Source organism: Streptomyces sp. NBC_01497 (genome assembly GCF_036250695.1).
In the GTDB taxonomy this organism is placed as follows: domain Bacteria; phylum Actinomycetota; class Actinomycetes; order Streptomycetales; family Streptomycetaceae; genus Streptomyces.
On record NZ_CP109427.1, the window covers coordinates 5,349,503 to 5,362,828 of the forward strand.

14 protein-coding genes are annotated in these 13,326 nt (G+C 70.9%); 9 read left to right on the top strand and 5 right to left on the bottom strand.

The window, feature by feature from the left end:
- Positions 1–45: 45 nt before the first annotated feature.
- Together OG310_RS22515 and OG310_RS22520 are read right to left on the bottom strand one after the other, a co-directional pair.
- On the bottom strand, positions 46–648 hold the full coding sequence (locus tag OG310_RS22515) for an isochorismatase family protein (protein WP_329457678.1): 603 nt from the start codon (positions 646–648) through the stop codon (positions 46–48).
- Positions 649–720: 72 nt separating this feature from the next.
- The gene (locus OG310_RS22520; protein WP_329457679.1) at positions 721–2,049 is read right to left on the bottom strand and encodes a nicotinate phosphoribosyltransferase; all 1,329 of its coding nucleotides are present in this window, start codon (positions 2,047–2,049) and stop codon (positions 721–723) included.
- 293 nt (positions 2,050–2,342) lie between these two features.
- Between OG310_RS22520 and clpS the strand changes: the two genes are divergently transcribed.
- The 7 genes from clpS (at position 2,343) to OG310_RS22555 (ending at position 7,999) form a co-directional block, all read left to right on the top strand.
- Positions 2,343–2,648 carry an ATP-dependent Clp protease adapter ClpS gene (gene clpS, locus OG310_RS22525; RefSeq protein WP_329457680.1) on the top strand — a complete coding sequence of 102 codons (306 nt, stop codon included), beginning with the start codon at positions 2,343–2,345 and terminating at the stop codon, positions 2,646–2,648.
- The gene (locus OG310_RS22530) at positions 2,648–3,244 is read left to right on the top strand and encodes a DUF2017 domain-containing protein (RefSeq protein WP_329457681.1); all 597 of its coding nucleotides are present in this window, start codon (positions 2,648–2,650) and stop codon (positions 3,242–3,244) included. The genes clpS and OG310_RS22530 overlap by 1 nt, the downstream gene beginning before the upstream one ends.
- 436 nt (positions 3,245–3,680) lie before the next feature.
- Positions 3,681–5,231 carry an amino acid permease gene (locus OG310_RS22535; protein WP_329457682.1) on the top strand — a complete coding sequence of 517 codons (1,551 nt, stop codon included), beginning with the start codon at positions 3,681–3,683 and terminating at the stop codon, positions 5,229–5,231.
- Positions 5,232–5,408: 177 nt separating this feature from the next.
- On the top strand, positions 5,409–5,822 hold the full coding sequence (locus tag OG310_RS22540; RefSeq protein WP_329457683.1) for a M67 family metallopeptidase: 414 nt from the start codon (positions 5,409–5,411) through the stop codon (positions 5,820–5,822).
- 634 nt (positions 5,823–6,456) lie between these two features.
- Positions 6,457–6,573, top strand: coding sequence for a putative leader peptide (locus OG310_RS22545; RefSeq protein ID WP_329457684.1), 117 nt, complete (start codon positions 6,457–6,459; stop codon positions 6,571–6,573).
- Positions 6,574–6,746: 173 nt separating this feature from the next.
- Positions 6,747–7,049 carry a MoaD/ThiS family protein gene (locus tag OG310_RS22550; protein ID WP_329457685.1) on the top strand — a complete coding sequence of 101 codons (303 nt, stop codon included), beginning with the start codon at positions 6,747–6,749 and terminating at the stop codon, positions 7,047–7,049.
- The gene (locus OG310_RS22555) at positions 7,049–7,999 is read left to right on the top strand and encodes a PLP-dependent cysteine synthase family protein (protein ID WP_329457686.1); all 951 of its coding nucleotides are present in this window, start codon (positions 7,049–7,051) and stop codon (positions 7,997–7,999) included. Before OG310_RS22550 ends, OG310_RS22555 begins: the two co-directional genes overlap by 1 nt.
- A 248-nt stretch (positions 8,000–8,247) precedes the next feature.
- On the opposite strand, the gene OG310_RS22560 is transcribed toward OG310_RS22555, so the two are convergent.
- Entirely contained in the window at positions 8,248–8,712 is a 465-nt protein-coding gene (locus OG310_RS22560) for a type II toxin-antitoxin system PemK/MazF family toxin (RefSeq protein WP_329457687.1), read from the bottom strand.
- Positions 8,713–8,955: 243 nt separating this feature from the next.
- On the opposite strand from OG310_RS22560, the gene OG310_RS22565 reads away from it, so the two are divergent.
- Entirely contained in the window at positions 8,956–9,708 is a 753-nt protein-coding gene (locus OG310_RS22565; protein ID WP_329457688.1) for an MBL fold metallo-hydrolase, read from the top strand.
- Positions 9,709–9,920: 212 nt separating this feature from the next.
- On the opposite strand, the gene OG310_RS22570 is transcribed toward OG310_RS22565, so the two are convergent.
- Entirely contained in the window at positions 9,921–11,222 is a 1,302-nt protein-coding gene (locus OG310_RS22570) for a PTS transporter subunit EIIC (RefSeq protein ID WP_329457689.1), read from the bottom strand.
- A gap of 244 nt (positions 11,223–11,466) precedes the next feature.
- Positions 11,467–12,780, bottom strand: a complete 1,314-nt coding sequence (locus tag OG310_RS22575) for a PTS transporter subunit EIIC (RefSeq protein ID WP_329460314.1) — start codon at positions 12,778–12,780, stop codon at positions 11,467–11,469.
- Positions 12,781–13,061: 281 nt separating this feature from the next.
- On the opposite strand from OG310_RS22575, the gene OG310_RS22580 reads away from it, so the two are divergent.
- On the top strand, positions 13,062–13,298 hold the full coding sequence (locus OG310_RS22580) for a PTS glucose/sucrose transporter subunit IIB (RefSeq protein WP_329457690.1): 237 nt from the start codon (positions 13,062–13,064) through the stop codon (positions 13,296–13,298).
- Positions 13,299–13,326 lie beyond the last annotated feature (28 nt).

Sequence of the window (13,326 nt, forward strand, 5' to 3'; positions counted from 1 at the left end):
AGACGCCGGGGAGCGGGCCGCCGGGGCCGCGCGTCCCGTTCGCCCTCAGGCCTGGCGGACCACCGGCTCGCCCGTCAGTTCGATGCCCGCCGCGCGCATGGCCTCGATCGCGCGGTCCGTGGTGTGAGGGGCCACACCGGCGGTGAGGTCGAGCAGGACGCGGGTCGTGAGGCCCTCGCGCGCCGCGTCGAGCGCGGTCGCGCGGACGCAGTGGTCGGTGGCGATGCCGACCACGTCGACCTCGCTCACGTCCCGTGCCCGCAGCCACGCGCCGAGGGACAGGCCGTTCTCGTCGGCGCCCTCGAAACCGCTGTACGCCCCCGCGTACTCGCCCTTGCCGAAGACCGCGGCGATAGCGCCGGACGCGACGGCCGGGGCGAAGTTGGGGTGAAAGCCCACTCCTTCGGTGCCGGCGACGCAGTGCACCGGCCAGGTGTGCTCGTAGTCGGGTGTGGCGGGGGGCTTGGCGAAGTGGTTGCCCGGGTCGATGTGGTGGTCACGGGTGGCGACGACATGCCGGTAGACCGCCGTCGACTGGGCGATCAGGTCCGTGATGGCCGCGGCGACGTCCGCGCCGCCGGTGACCGCGAGGCTGCCGCCTTCGCAGAAGTCGTTCTGCACGTCCACCACGATCAGTGCGCGATGCATGGCCGCAGCCCCCCATTCCGTCCCTGTGCATGGTTTCCCGGGCGAGCAGTGTCCACGCCACTACCCATATCGTCACACGAATTCGGTGGGAATCACGGGTTCGCCCCGTGACAACTGGATCGCCGACATCGGCAGCCCCGACCGCGCCGCGATGTGCCGGTCGCGCACCGTGTCCAACGACTCGCGCGTCAGCACCTCCCCGCCCTTGACCAGGGGAACCAGCAGCTGCCGGTCCGCGAGGTCGGGCGGTACGGGGCCGGTGCCGACGACCTCGGCCTCCGCGATGCCCTCCGCGTCGAGCCGCCGGGCCGCCCACTTGCGTCCGCCGATCGACGTCTTGCCACCGACCGACTTCTTCGCGACCGGGGACAGCGGGGCGTTCGCGTCCAGGGACTGCGCGCGGGCCACGATCTTGTAGACCATCGAGCAGGTCGGGTGCCCGCTGCCCGTCACCAGCTGCGTGCCCACGCCGTACGCGTCAACCGGGGCGGCCGCCAGCGACGCGATCGCGTACTCGTCCAGGTCCGAGGTGACCACGATCTTGGTGTCCACCGCGCCCAGGTCGTCCAGCTGCTGGCGGACCCGGTGCGCGACGAGCAGCAGGTCGCCGGAGTCGATCCGTACGGCACCCAGCTCGGGCCCCGCGATCTCCACCGCGGTCCTCACCGCCTCCGCCACGTCGTACGTGTCGACCAGCAGCGTGGTGCCCCGGCCCAGCGAGTCCACCTGCGCGCGGAAGGCGTCCCGCTCCGAGTCGTGCAGCAGCGTGAACGCGTGCGCGCTCGTACCGACCGTCGGAATCCCGTACCGGAACCCGGCGGCGAGGTCCGACGTGCTGTTGAAACCGCCCACGTACGCCGCGCGCGACGCGGCCACCGCCGCCAGTTCGTGCGTGCGCCGCGCGCCCATCTCGATCAGGCGCCGTCCGCCGGACGCGGCCGACATCCGGGAGGCGGCGGCGGCGATCGCCGAGTCGTGGTTCAGGATCGACAGCACCACCGTCTCCAGGACCACGCACTCGGCGAATGAGCCCTCCACCCGCAGGATCGGCGAGCCGGGGAAGTAGACCTCACCCTCGGGGTATCCCCAGATGTCCCCGGTGAAGCGGTAGTCCGCCAGCCAGTCGAGCGTCGGGGCGTCCACGACCTGCTGCTCGCGCAGGAAGTCGAGCACGCCCGCGTCGAAGCGGAAGTTCTCCACCGCGTCCAGGACCCGGCCGGTGCCGGCCACCACGCCGTAACGCCGTCCCTCGGGCAGGCGCCGGGTGAACGCCTCGAACACCGAGTGGCGGTCGGCCGTGCCGCCGCGGAGGGCGGCCTGCAGCATCGTGAGTTCGTACTGGTCGGTGAACAGGGCGGTGGAGGGCACATCCACCGGCAGTCCCAGGTCCGGAGAGTTCATATGAGGGATGCTACCCCCCTTACTCGTCAGAGTGACGATTTCTACGAGCGGTGATCGTCCGCCCACCCCTCGCAGGGGCGCTCACCGGGTTCCGGCGGGGCCCTCTCGCGCCGCCCCGCCGCCCTCGCCGCGTACCACGCCACCCCCCGATCACCAGGGGCGTTTGTGCGACGCGGCCCTCCGGGTGGCAGCATGGGTACACGAGGCTGTGAATCGCGGCACACCGTGACCGCGGAGGGCCGAGCGCGCCCTCCGCCCCGCACCCGGCATGGAAGAGAAGGTCGTCCCGAACCGTGAGTGTTGCTCCGAGCGAGATCACGCGGCCAGAATCGGCGGAGGAGACCTTTGCCGTTCCCGAGCCGGACGTGCCCTGGGTGACCATCGTCCACAACGACCCGGTCAACCTGATGAGCTACGTCACCTACGTCTTCCAGACGTACTTCAATTATTCGAAAGAGATCGCGCAGAAGCTGATGATGGATGTCCATCACAAGGGCCGCGCCATCGTCTCCAGCGGCACCCGCGAGGCGATGGAACGCGACGTACAGGCCATGCACGGGTACGGCCTGTGGGCGACCCTCTCGCAGGACCGCGACTGATGGCCGGGCGCTTCGAGCCGCTCGCGGGCGGTGGCGCCGCCGTCGCCCTCGACGAGGTGGAGATCTCCATCCTCCGTTCGCTCACCCAGCAGCTCGCGGAGCTGATCGGCCCCGGCGAGGAGCCCGCCGAGGGAGACGACCCGCTGGCCTCGCTGTTCACCGAGGGCCCGAGCGAACCACCGTCCGACGCGGCCCTCGCGCGCCTGTTCCCCGACGCGTACGGCGACCCCGGGAAGCCCGGTCCGGACGATGACGAACTGCAGGGCTACTCCGCCGAGTTCCGCCGCTTCACGGAGAACGACCTGCGCGGGGGCAAGCGCACCGCCGCGCTCCAGGTGATCCGCTCCCTCGACGAGCTGGCCGCGCAGGGCAAGGACGGCGGGGTGCTCAAGCTGAACGCCGAGGAGTCCCAGCAGTGGCTCGGCACCCTCAACGACCTCCGGCTCACCATCGGCACCCGCCTGGAAGTGACCGACGAGGACGAGGGCGGTGAGCTGTACCGGCTCCCGGACTCCGACCCGCGCAAGCCGATGGTGATGGCGTACCTCTGGCTGGGGGCGCTCCAGGAGACGCTGGTCGAGACGCTGATGCCGTGACGGCGCCGGGGGCGCCCCGCGTCCCCCATCGTCCGGCTCCTGGCGGGCGCACGGTCGCCCGGCTCCTCCGTCCCCACCGTCCGGCTCCTCCGTCTCCCCGGCCGTCCGGGTCCTGGCGGGCGCTCGGTCGCCCGGCCGTCCGGCTCCTCCGTCCCCCGGCCGTCCGGCGCTTCCGGCCATGCGGTCCTCGCGGCCCTTCGGTACCGGCGGACCTCTCCTCGCACCGCGTCGGTCTGCTTGGCCTGCCGGCCCCTCCGGGTGGGTGTCCGCCGCTTCCCGTGCGTGCCGGAGGATCCCGCCGCACCGGGTGCGGTCTCCTTCCGGAGTTCCGCGCGGAGCCGCTGATCCTCGGGATACTGCGCCAGTCGGGGTAATTATGTGACCGTCCTACGTATGGGGTGCAGGATTTGCGGTCTTCGTCCGCTGGTCTGTATCCATGACACCCCGACCGACGGCTCCCGGACCGGCCTCCGAGCCGGCGCCCGACGAGGGCTATCAGCGCGGCCTCGGCGGCCGGCAGGTCCAGATGATCGCGATCGGCGGCGCGATCGGCGTGGGCCTCTTCATGGGCGCGGGCGCGAACATCGCCGAGGCCGGACCCTCGATCATCCTCATGTACGCCCTGGCCGGCGTGGTGATCTTCTTCATCATGCGGGCCCTCGGCGAACTCCTCCTCTACCGCCCCGTGTCCGGCGCCTTCGCCTCGTACGCCCGCGAGTTCCTCGGCCCGTTCTACGGCTACGCCACCGGCTGGACGTACTGGCTGATGTGGGTCGTCACCGCCATGGCCGAACTGACCGCGGCCGCCATCTACATCCACTTCTGGTGGCCCGCCGTACCGCAGTGGCTCAGCGCGCTCGTCTTCCTGCTGGTCCTCTTCGGGGTCAACCTGATCTCCGTCCGCGTCTTCGGCGAGGTCGAGTTCTGGTTCTCGATGGTCAAGGTCACCGCCATCATCGGCATGATCGTCATCGGTCTGGGCGTCCTCACGCTCGGCTTCTCCGCAGCCGGACCCGGCGCCTCGACCCACAACCTCTGGACGCACGGCGGCTTCTTCCCGCACGGCCTCGGCTCCAGCCTGATGACCCTGCAGGGCGTGATGTTCGCGTACGTCGCCGTCGAGCTCGTCGGAGTCGCCGCGGGGGAGTCCGCCGACCCGGAGCGCGTCCTGCCCAAGGCCATCAACACCCTGCCCTGGCGGATCCTGATCTTCTACGTGGGCTCGCTCGCCGTGATCCTCGCGGTCGTCGACTGGACGGAGTTCTCCGCCGGCACCAGCCCGTTCGTGGAGGCCTTCGAGAAGATCGGCATCCCGCTCGCCGCGGGGATCGTCAACTTCGTCGTCCTGACTGCCGCGCTGTCCTCCTGCAACTCCGGCATGTACTCCACCGGACGCATGCTGCGCGGCCTCGCCGCGGACCGGCAGGCCCCGCACGCCTTCGGCCATCTCAACGCGCGGCGCGCGCCGGCGCTGGGCACCGCCGTCTCGGTGGCCCTGATGGGCATCGGGGTGGTACTCAACTATCTGGTGCCCGCACAGGCGTTCGGCTACGTCACGTCCGTCGCCACCGCCTGCGGGATCTGGACCTGGTCGGTCATCCTGGCCTGCCACATCCGCTACCGGCGCGCCGTCGTCCGCGGCCGGCTGCCCGCCTCGTCCTTCCCCGCACCCGGGGGCACACTGTTCAGCTGGGTGGCGCTGGGTTTCCTGGCGCTCGTGACCGGCCTCATCGCGTACGGCAGCGAGACCAGGATCTGCCTGTACGTCGGCGCGCTCTGGGCCGCCGGACTCGCGGTGGGCTGGCAGGCGCTGAAGCGGCGTGACACCGGCCACCCCGAGGAGCGGACACCCGGGGCCCCGCCTCTCGCGGAGATCCCCCCGCCCGTTGCGGAGGATGCCCCCGCGGGCCCCGTCGCCGCCGACAGCCGGGACGACGACACGACCGGGGAGGGCGAGGCCGGCCCGGCGCCCGCGCCCGCCGAGTAGCCGGGGCCGGGCAGCCGGGGGCCGGGTAGCGGGGGGCCGAGCAGCCGGGCAGCCGAGGGCCCGCACCGAGGCGGCGCGGGCCGGTGGGTGAGGCCCTCGGGCGGGTCGTGCCCGGTGGGTGGACGGTGGCGGAGGCCGTCTCCCCGGGCCGACCGGGGCCCTGCTTATATGTTGCCCATGCTGACCCTCACCCAGGACCTGCACGACCGGATCGTCGCGCACGCGCGGCGCGACCACCCCGATGAGGCGTGCGGCGTGGTCGCGGGCCCGGCCGGCAGCGGCACGCCCGAACGGTTCATCCCGATGCTCAACGCCGCCAGGTCGCCCACGTTCTACGAGTTCGACTCCGGCGACCTGCTCAAGCTCTACCGCGAGATGGACGACCGCGACGAGGAGCCCGTGATCGTCTACCACTCGCACACGGCGACCGAGGCGTACCCCTCGCGCACCGACATCACGTACGCGAACGAGCCGGGCGCCCACTACGTGCTGGTCTCCACGGCGGACACCGACGACGCGGGGCCCTTCCAGTTCCGCTCGTACCGCATCCTCGACGGCGAGGTCACGGAGGAGGACGTCCAGGTCGTCTGAGGCCGCCGGCCGGATCACGGACGGCCCCTCGGCGCCGGGGCGGGGCCCGCCGCCACACGCTCGTGCCCGCCCCCCTTCTGCCCGCCGTCCCTCGTGACCGGCGTGACGGTGGCGTCGAGCGGGGGTCGTCGGGCCGCCACCGGTCCGCGCTCGGCCTCGTCCGCGCGTCTCTCCGGACGCTGCTGCCGGTCGTCGCGCCCGCGGGGGCCGCGGTGCCGGTGGTCGCCGACCTCCCCGCCCGGACGGTCATCGCCCGCAGGACATCCCGGTCGGTGTTCTCACCACACTCGTCTACGCGGGACGGACGTGCCGAGTCCGGAAGCGCCGCCGAGTCCGTACGTGCCGAGTCCGTCCGTGCCGAGTCCTTCCGTGCCGGGCCCGGGAGCACGGCGGCCGGACGAGTCCCACCCGCACCCGCCGACGTGTGCGGGTGGGCGCGACGATCACCCCGTACCCCGCCACCGGTACCCGCGCCGTCGTGCGTCGCTCTCCCGGGCGCGCACGGCGCCCTGCCCGCCGTCCCGCCGTTCCACCGGAGCCGGAGGCATCCCCGGCGTCCGCATGATGGACGTTCACCGTCCGCGATGCGGGATCACACTCTGGAACCCCGGGTGGGAATCGATACGATGACCGCATGGTTGCCCCAGACGTGAGTGACAAGACGCCGAGCACACCGCTGCTCGTGGCGCGGCTGCACGTCGACCTGTGCCGCCTCGCGAGCGCCATCTGTCCCGACGGCGCGTCCGGCTGAAGGTCCGGTAAGGCGCGGGCCCACCACGCTCAGCAGGCACTTCACCACTTCACCGCTCCAGCAGCAGCTTCCCCGCGCGGGGGCGAACCGCCGCGCGACGCGGCGGAAACCGGCCCGGGACCACCAGGAACCGCCAAGGAACCGCCCCGACAGGACGACAGGAGACCGACGTCATGGCCATCGAGGTCCGCATCCCGACCATCCTCCGCACGTACACCGGTGGAGCCAAGGCCGTGGAAGGCAGCGGCACCACCCTCGCCGAACTCTTCACCGACCTCGACACCCGGCACGCCGGCATCCGTGAGCGCATCGTGGACCCCGCGAAGGGCGACCAGCTGCGCCGCTTCGTCAACGTGTACCTGAACGACGAGGACGTCCGCTTCCTGGACGGCATCGAGACGAAGCTCACCGACGGCGACAACGTCACGATCCTCCCGGCCGTCGCCGGCGGCGCGCTCGAAACGCGCATGGCCTGATGCGGTACGACGCCCCGCTCGCCGCCGTCGGGAACACGCCGCTCGTCCGGCTGCCCCGGCTGTCGCCGTCCGACGACGTACGGATCTGGGCCAAGCTGGAGGACCGCAACCCGACCGGCTCGGTCAAGGACAGGCCCGCCCTGCACATGGTCGAGCAGGCCGAGAAGGACGGCCGGCTCACGCCCGGCTGCACCATCCTCGAACCGACGAGCGGCAACACCGGCATCTCGCTTGCCATGGCGGCCAAGCTCAAGGGCTACCGCATGGTGTGCGTCATGCCGGAGAACACCTCCCAGGAGCGGCGTGACCTGCTCGGCATGTGGGGCGCCGAGATCGTCCCCTCGCCGGCCGAGGGCGGTTCCAACACCGCCGTACGGGTGGCGAAGGAACTGGCGCGGAAGAACCCCGACTGGGTGATGCTCTACCAGTACGGCAACCCCGACAACGCGGGCGCGCACTACGCGACCACGGGCCCCGAGATCCTCGCCGACCTCCCCTCGATCACGCACTTCGTGGCGGGGCTCGGCACGACGGGCACGCTGATGGGCGTCGGCCGGTTCCTGCGCGAGCACAAGCCGGACGTGCGGATCGTCGCCGCCGAGCCGCGCTACGACGACCTCGTGTACGGCCTGCGCAACCTCGACGAGGGGTTCGTACCGGAGCTGTACGACGCGTCGGTGCTGACCACGCGGTTCTCCGTCGGCTCCGCGGACGCTGTCACCCGTACCCGTGAACTCCTGCAGCAGGAAGGCATCTTCGCGGGCATCTCCACCGGCGCCGCCCTGCACGCGGCGATCGGCGTCGGCAAGAAGGCGCTCGCGGCGGGGGAGAGCGCGGACATCGCGTTCGTCGTCGCGGACGGCGGCTGGAAGTACCTGTCCACGGGCGTCTACACGGCGGCCACCACCGAAGAGGCCATCGAGACGCTCCAGGGGCAGCTCTGGGCGTGAGGGCCGGGAGGGCGCGCCGACGCCGCTCCGCCATCGATCCACCGCGTACGCCGATGCCGTGACCGCACCTCAGCGGTCACGGCATCGGCGTTCGCCCCTCGGACGGGCATCCCGACAGGCGGACAGGCATCGGCAGAGGGACAGGCGCAGGCAGGTGCCCTGACAGCCAGGCAGGCGCCCCGACAGCCAGGCGGGCGCGCGGCTGATCGGCCCGGTGCGCGTCGTGCCCCGGCACCGTGGCGGCCGGGTCAGGCGTGCCGCCTGACCCGCTCCCACAGCGCCGGGTCCGCCGCCCCGACCCGGCGCCGGAACGCGCCGGACCGCACCTCGCGCACCTCGTCCGTCTCCAGGAAACTCGCCCTGCCCCGCGCGTCGTCGACCGTCCCCGGCGGCAGCGCGATCACGCCCGGCCGCTCCTCGTGGTGCTTCGTCGTGATCTTCGCGACCCGCGCGCGGCTCCCGCGCACCGACAGCACCAGGCACGGCCTGTCCTTCTCGCCCGGCCCGTCCTCGTAGGGCACCGCCGCCCACCAGATCTCCCCGGCCCGGGGCCGGGGCGTCCCCCGCCGGACGGGACGGCCCGGCGGTCTCGTGCGCGTCCGCGCCCGCCGCTGCCTGCGGCTCTCCGCGGCCCGTGCCCTGCCGTCGACCACCGACGCGACGAGCGCGCCGGCCACCACCGCGATCAGCGCGATCCACCACCACGAACTCATGGAGTGACGGTACCCGGAAGCCGCCGGGGCACCGGGAAGAGTGGACTTGCCGGTGACTTCCCCCACAACGCGCCGTCGTGGGGAAGCGACCGGACAGCTCGCGCCTTAGGCTCGACAGATCGAACCACCCCCGCACGACAACCGTTGAACCGCGCGACCCGTACGGTCCGTGTCCCAGCGCACGCGGTCCGTCACCGAACGACCCCCGTCGCCCACCACCCACGCCACGGAGGTTCACGCTCCATGAAGCTCACCGTCGTCGGCTGCTCGGGCTCCTTTCCCGCCGCGGGATCGGCCTGCTCCAGCTACCTCGTCGAGGCCGACGGCTTCCGGCTGCTCCTGGACATGGGCAACGGCGCCCTCGGCGAGTTGCAGCGCCACATCGGTCTCTACGACCTCGACGCGATCTTCCTGAGCCACCTGCACGCCGACCACTGCATCGACATGTGCGCCTACTTCGTCGCCCGCTACTACCGCTACGAGGGCGGGCGCTGCGACGCCATCCCGGTCTACGGGCCCGAGGGCACCGAGCAGCGGCTCACCACTGCCTACGACGACACCCCGAGCGACAAGTCGATGAGCGAGGTCTTCGACTTCCACACGCTGAAGCCGGGCACCTTCGACATCGGCCCGCTGACGGTGCGTACGGAGAAGATGGCGCACCCCGTCGACACGTTCGGCATCCGCGTCGAGCACGGTGGCAGTTCCCTCGCCTATTCGGCGGACACGGGAGCGGACGAGGCGCTCGTCGACCTGGCCCAGGGGACCGATTTGTTCCTGTGCGAGGCGGCGTTCACGCACGGCAAGGAAGACATCGCAGGTCTCCACCTCAACGGCAGGGAGGCCGGCCAGCACGCGGCCCGCGCGAACACCGGGCGGCTGGTGCTGACGCACATCCCGCCGTGGACGGACGCGCGCCGCAACCTCGACGACGCACGCGAGGTGTACGACGGCCCGTCCGAGCTCGCGGTGCCCGGCGCGGTCTACGAGCTGTAGCGGGGCCGGGCCCGGCCGCCGAGTCCCTGCGGGCCGGGCCGCCGCCGGTCCGCCCCCGTACGCCGGAAAGCCCGAAGGCGTCCCCCGCTCCTGACGAGCGGCGGACGCCCTCGGGCTTCTCGCTTTCCCCTGCCGTCCCGGGCGGTGTCCGCCCGGGACCCGTCCCGGGCGGCGGTGCCCTTTCGGGCCGGCGCAGCTCCCGGTGGCGGCGGCTACTTGGTGATGTCCTCGATCTCTTCCTCCGGTTCGCGGCCCGGAGTCTTGAGGTCGAACTTCACGATCACGTAGCGGAACACGACGTAGTAGATGACGCCGAAGACCAGACCGATCGGGATGATCAGCCATGGCTTGGTCGCGAGGGGCCAGTTGAGGATGTAGTCGATCACGCCGGCCGAGAACGTGAAGCCGTCGTGCACGCCCAGGCCCCAGGTCACGAACATCGAGATGGCCGTCAGCACCGCGTGCAGGACGTACAGCAGCGGCGCGATGAACATGAACGAGAACTCGATCGGCTCCGTGACACCGGTCACGAACGACGTCGCGGCGAGCGAGAGCATCATGCCGAGGACGACCTTGCGGCGCTCAGGACGCGCGGTGTGCGCCATCGCCAGCGCGGCGGCCGGCAGGCCGAACATCATGATGGGGAAGAAGCCGGAGGTGAACTGGCCCGCGTGCGGGTCGCCCGCCAGGAAGCGGTTGATGTCACCGTGCGAGACGACGCCCGCGTGGTTGGTGAAGTCGCCGAGCTGGAACCAGGCCACCGTGTTGACGAACTGGTGCATGCCGATGGGGATCAGGCCGCGGTTGACGAGGCCGAAGATGCCGGAGCCGAGGGCGCCGAGGCCGGTGATCCAGTTGCCGAAGCTGGTGATCCCGTCACCGATGGGCTGCCAGCCGACGACGGCGACGACGCCGAGGGCCGTACCCACGAAGGCCATGATGATCGGCACGAGGCGGCGGCCGTTGAAGAAGCCCAGCCAGTCCACCAGCTTGGTGCGGTGGAACCGCTGCCAGATCACCGCGGTCAGCAGGCCGAGGATGATGCCGCCGAGCACGCCCGGGTTCTGGAAGGACGCGTTCGTGATGACGCTGCCCTTCTGCCACTCCCCGGCCAGCAGGCCGTTGGATATGTACGTGGCGCCGCCCATGCCCGCCTTGATCGGGAACTGGTGGATCACGGCGTAGTACGTGAAGAAGCCGACGATCGCGGCGAGCGCCGTCGAGCCGTCCGACTTCTTGGCGAAGCCGATGGCGACACCGATGCAGAACAGCAGGGGCAGGCCGAGGGACGCGTCGAGCAGCATGCCGCCGGCACCCGCGAAGACCTTCGCGACGCTGTCCCAGCCGAGCCCCTGGTCGCCGAAGACGTCCGGCTGGCCGAGCCGGTTCAGGATGCCTGCGGCGGGCAGGACGGCGATCGGCAGCTGAAGACTGCGACCCACCTTCTGGAGCCCCTGGAACACTCCGGCGCCCCGCTTCTTCGCGGGAGCCGCCGGGGCGGTGGCCGTACTCATCAACTTCCTCCATGCACAAGGAGCGCGGCGCGGGCACCCGCCCCATGAAAAACAGGTCTAAACCATTGAGTGGTTTAGACCTGTTGTAACACGCCACGGGTGTGACGTGGAACCCTCGAATATTGTCTGAATAAAGATCTAGTCCGAAGCGTAACCAGCGCGGACCAGCGGCGAAGCCGCCGGGGTGGTGGTCACCGGCGGCCGGAAAGCGCCCAACAAGGCCCGGCGGCGGCCGGGCGCGGGATCACGTGCGGGTGTCCCCGACGGTCGGCTGCTCCTCGGCGGCATCCGGCGCGTCCGGCGCGTCCCGATCGTCCGGATCATCCGGATCGATCGGTTCCCGGCCGGGCGTGGGCAGATTCAGCTTCGTGATCAGCACGCGGAAGAGCGTGTAGTAGACGCCCGCGAAGGCGAGGCCGATCGGGACCAGCAGCCAAGGCCTGGTCGCCAGACCCCAGTTGATGACGTAGTCGATCAGCCCCGCCGAGAAGCTGAACCCGTCCTTCGCGCCCAGCTTCCAGCTCACGAACATCGACACACCGGTCAGTACCGCGTGGATCCCGTACAGCAGCGGCGCCACGAAGAGGAACGAGTACTCGATCGGCTCCGTGACACCCGTCACGAACGACGTCAGCGCCACCGACAGCATCAGACCGCCGACGGCCTTCCTGCGGTGCGGCTTGGCGCAGTGGTAGATCGCGAGAGCGGCCGCCGGCAGCGCGAACATCATGATCGGGAAGAAGCCCGTGGTGAACTGCCCGGCCGTTGGGTCCCCCGCCAGGAAGCGGTTCACGTCACCGTGCACGACCGTGCCGTCCGGCTTGGTGTAGTCACCGAACTGGAACCAGACGAACGTGTTCAGGAACTGGTGCAGCCCGAACACCAGCAGCCCGCGGTTCGCCAGGCCGAAGATGCCCGCGCCCCCAGCGCCCGCGTCCACCAGCCACTTCGAGAAACCGGTCAGCCCCTGGCCGATCGGCTGCCACGCCCACACCGAGAGCGAGGCGACGAGCAGCCCGACGAACGCCATGATGATCGGCACGAGCCGGCGGCCGTTGAAGAAGCCCAGCCAGTCCACCAGCCGGACCCGGTGGAAACGGCGCCACAGCCACGCCGTGAGCAGGCCCATCACGATCCCGCCGAAGACACCCGGGTTCTGGTACGCCGCCTGCGTCACCGTCGTGCCGTCGGGTGTCACGCAGACACCCGACCAGACCCCGGCGCCGGTGAACTTCGCGGCCCCGTCGCAGTCGAGCGGGAAGGCGTGCAGCACGGCGTAGTAGGCGAGGAACCCGGTCACGGCGGCGAGCGCGGTCGACCCGTCGGCCTTCTTCGCCATGCCGATGGCGACGCCGACGCAGAACAGCAGGGGCAGACCGAGCGAGGAGTCGAGCAGCGCCCCGCCCGAGGCGGCGAAGACCTTCGCGACGCTGTCCCAGCCGAGCCCCTGGTCGCCGAAGACGTCCGGCTGCCCGAGCCGGTTCAGGATGCCCGCGGCGGGCAGGACGGCGATCGGCAGCTGGAGACTGCGGCCCATCTTCTGCAGACCCTGGAACATGACGTTCCACCAGGACTTGCGCGGCGGGCCCGAGGGGAGCGAGGGGATCTCGGGTCGCACTGCCACGTCGCCGCTCATGGCTGCCCTCCCGGCAATAATGGTGTAGACCAGTTGCGGAACGCTCGCGGTCCACTGGTGATCGTCATCCTTCGGTACCGGGTGGGAACCTGCCCGAGAAGATGGGCCAACCGTGAGTTACCGTGACAAAACAGCTCGTATGCCGGTGCCTCGATACGTCCATATGCCGGTACGTCAGAGCGCCAGGGACACAGGGAGAAACCATGGCCAGCAAGGCTGAGAAGATCGTCGCCGGGCTCGGCGGACTCGACAACATCGTCGAGGTCGAAGGCTGCATCACGCGGCTGCGCACCGAGGTCAAGGACGCCTCCCTCGTGAACGACGCCGCGCTCAAGGCCGCCGGCGCCCACGGAGTCGTCAAGATGGGCACGGCCATCCAGGTCGTCATCGGCACGGACGCGGACCCGATCGCGTCCGACATCGAGGACCTGATGGACTGACGGACCGAAAGACGCACGGAGGTATCGG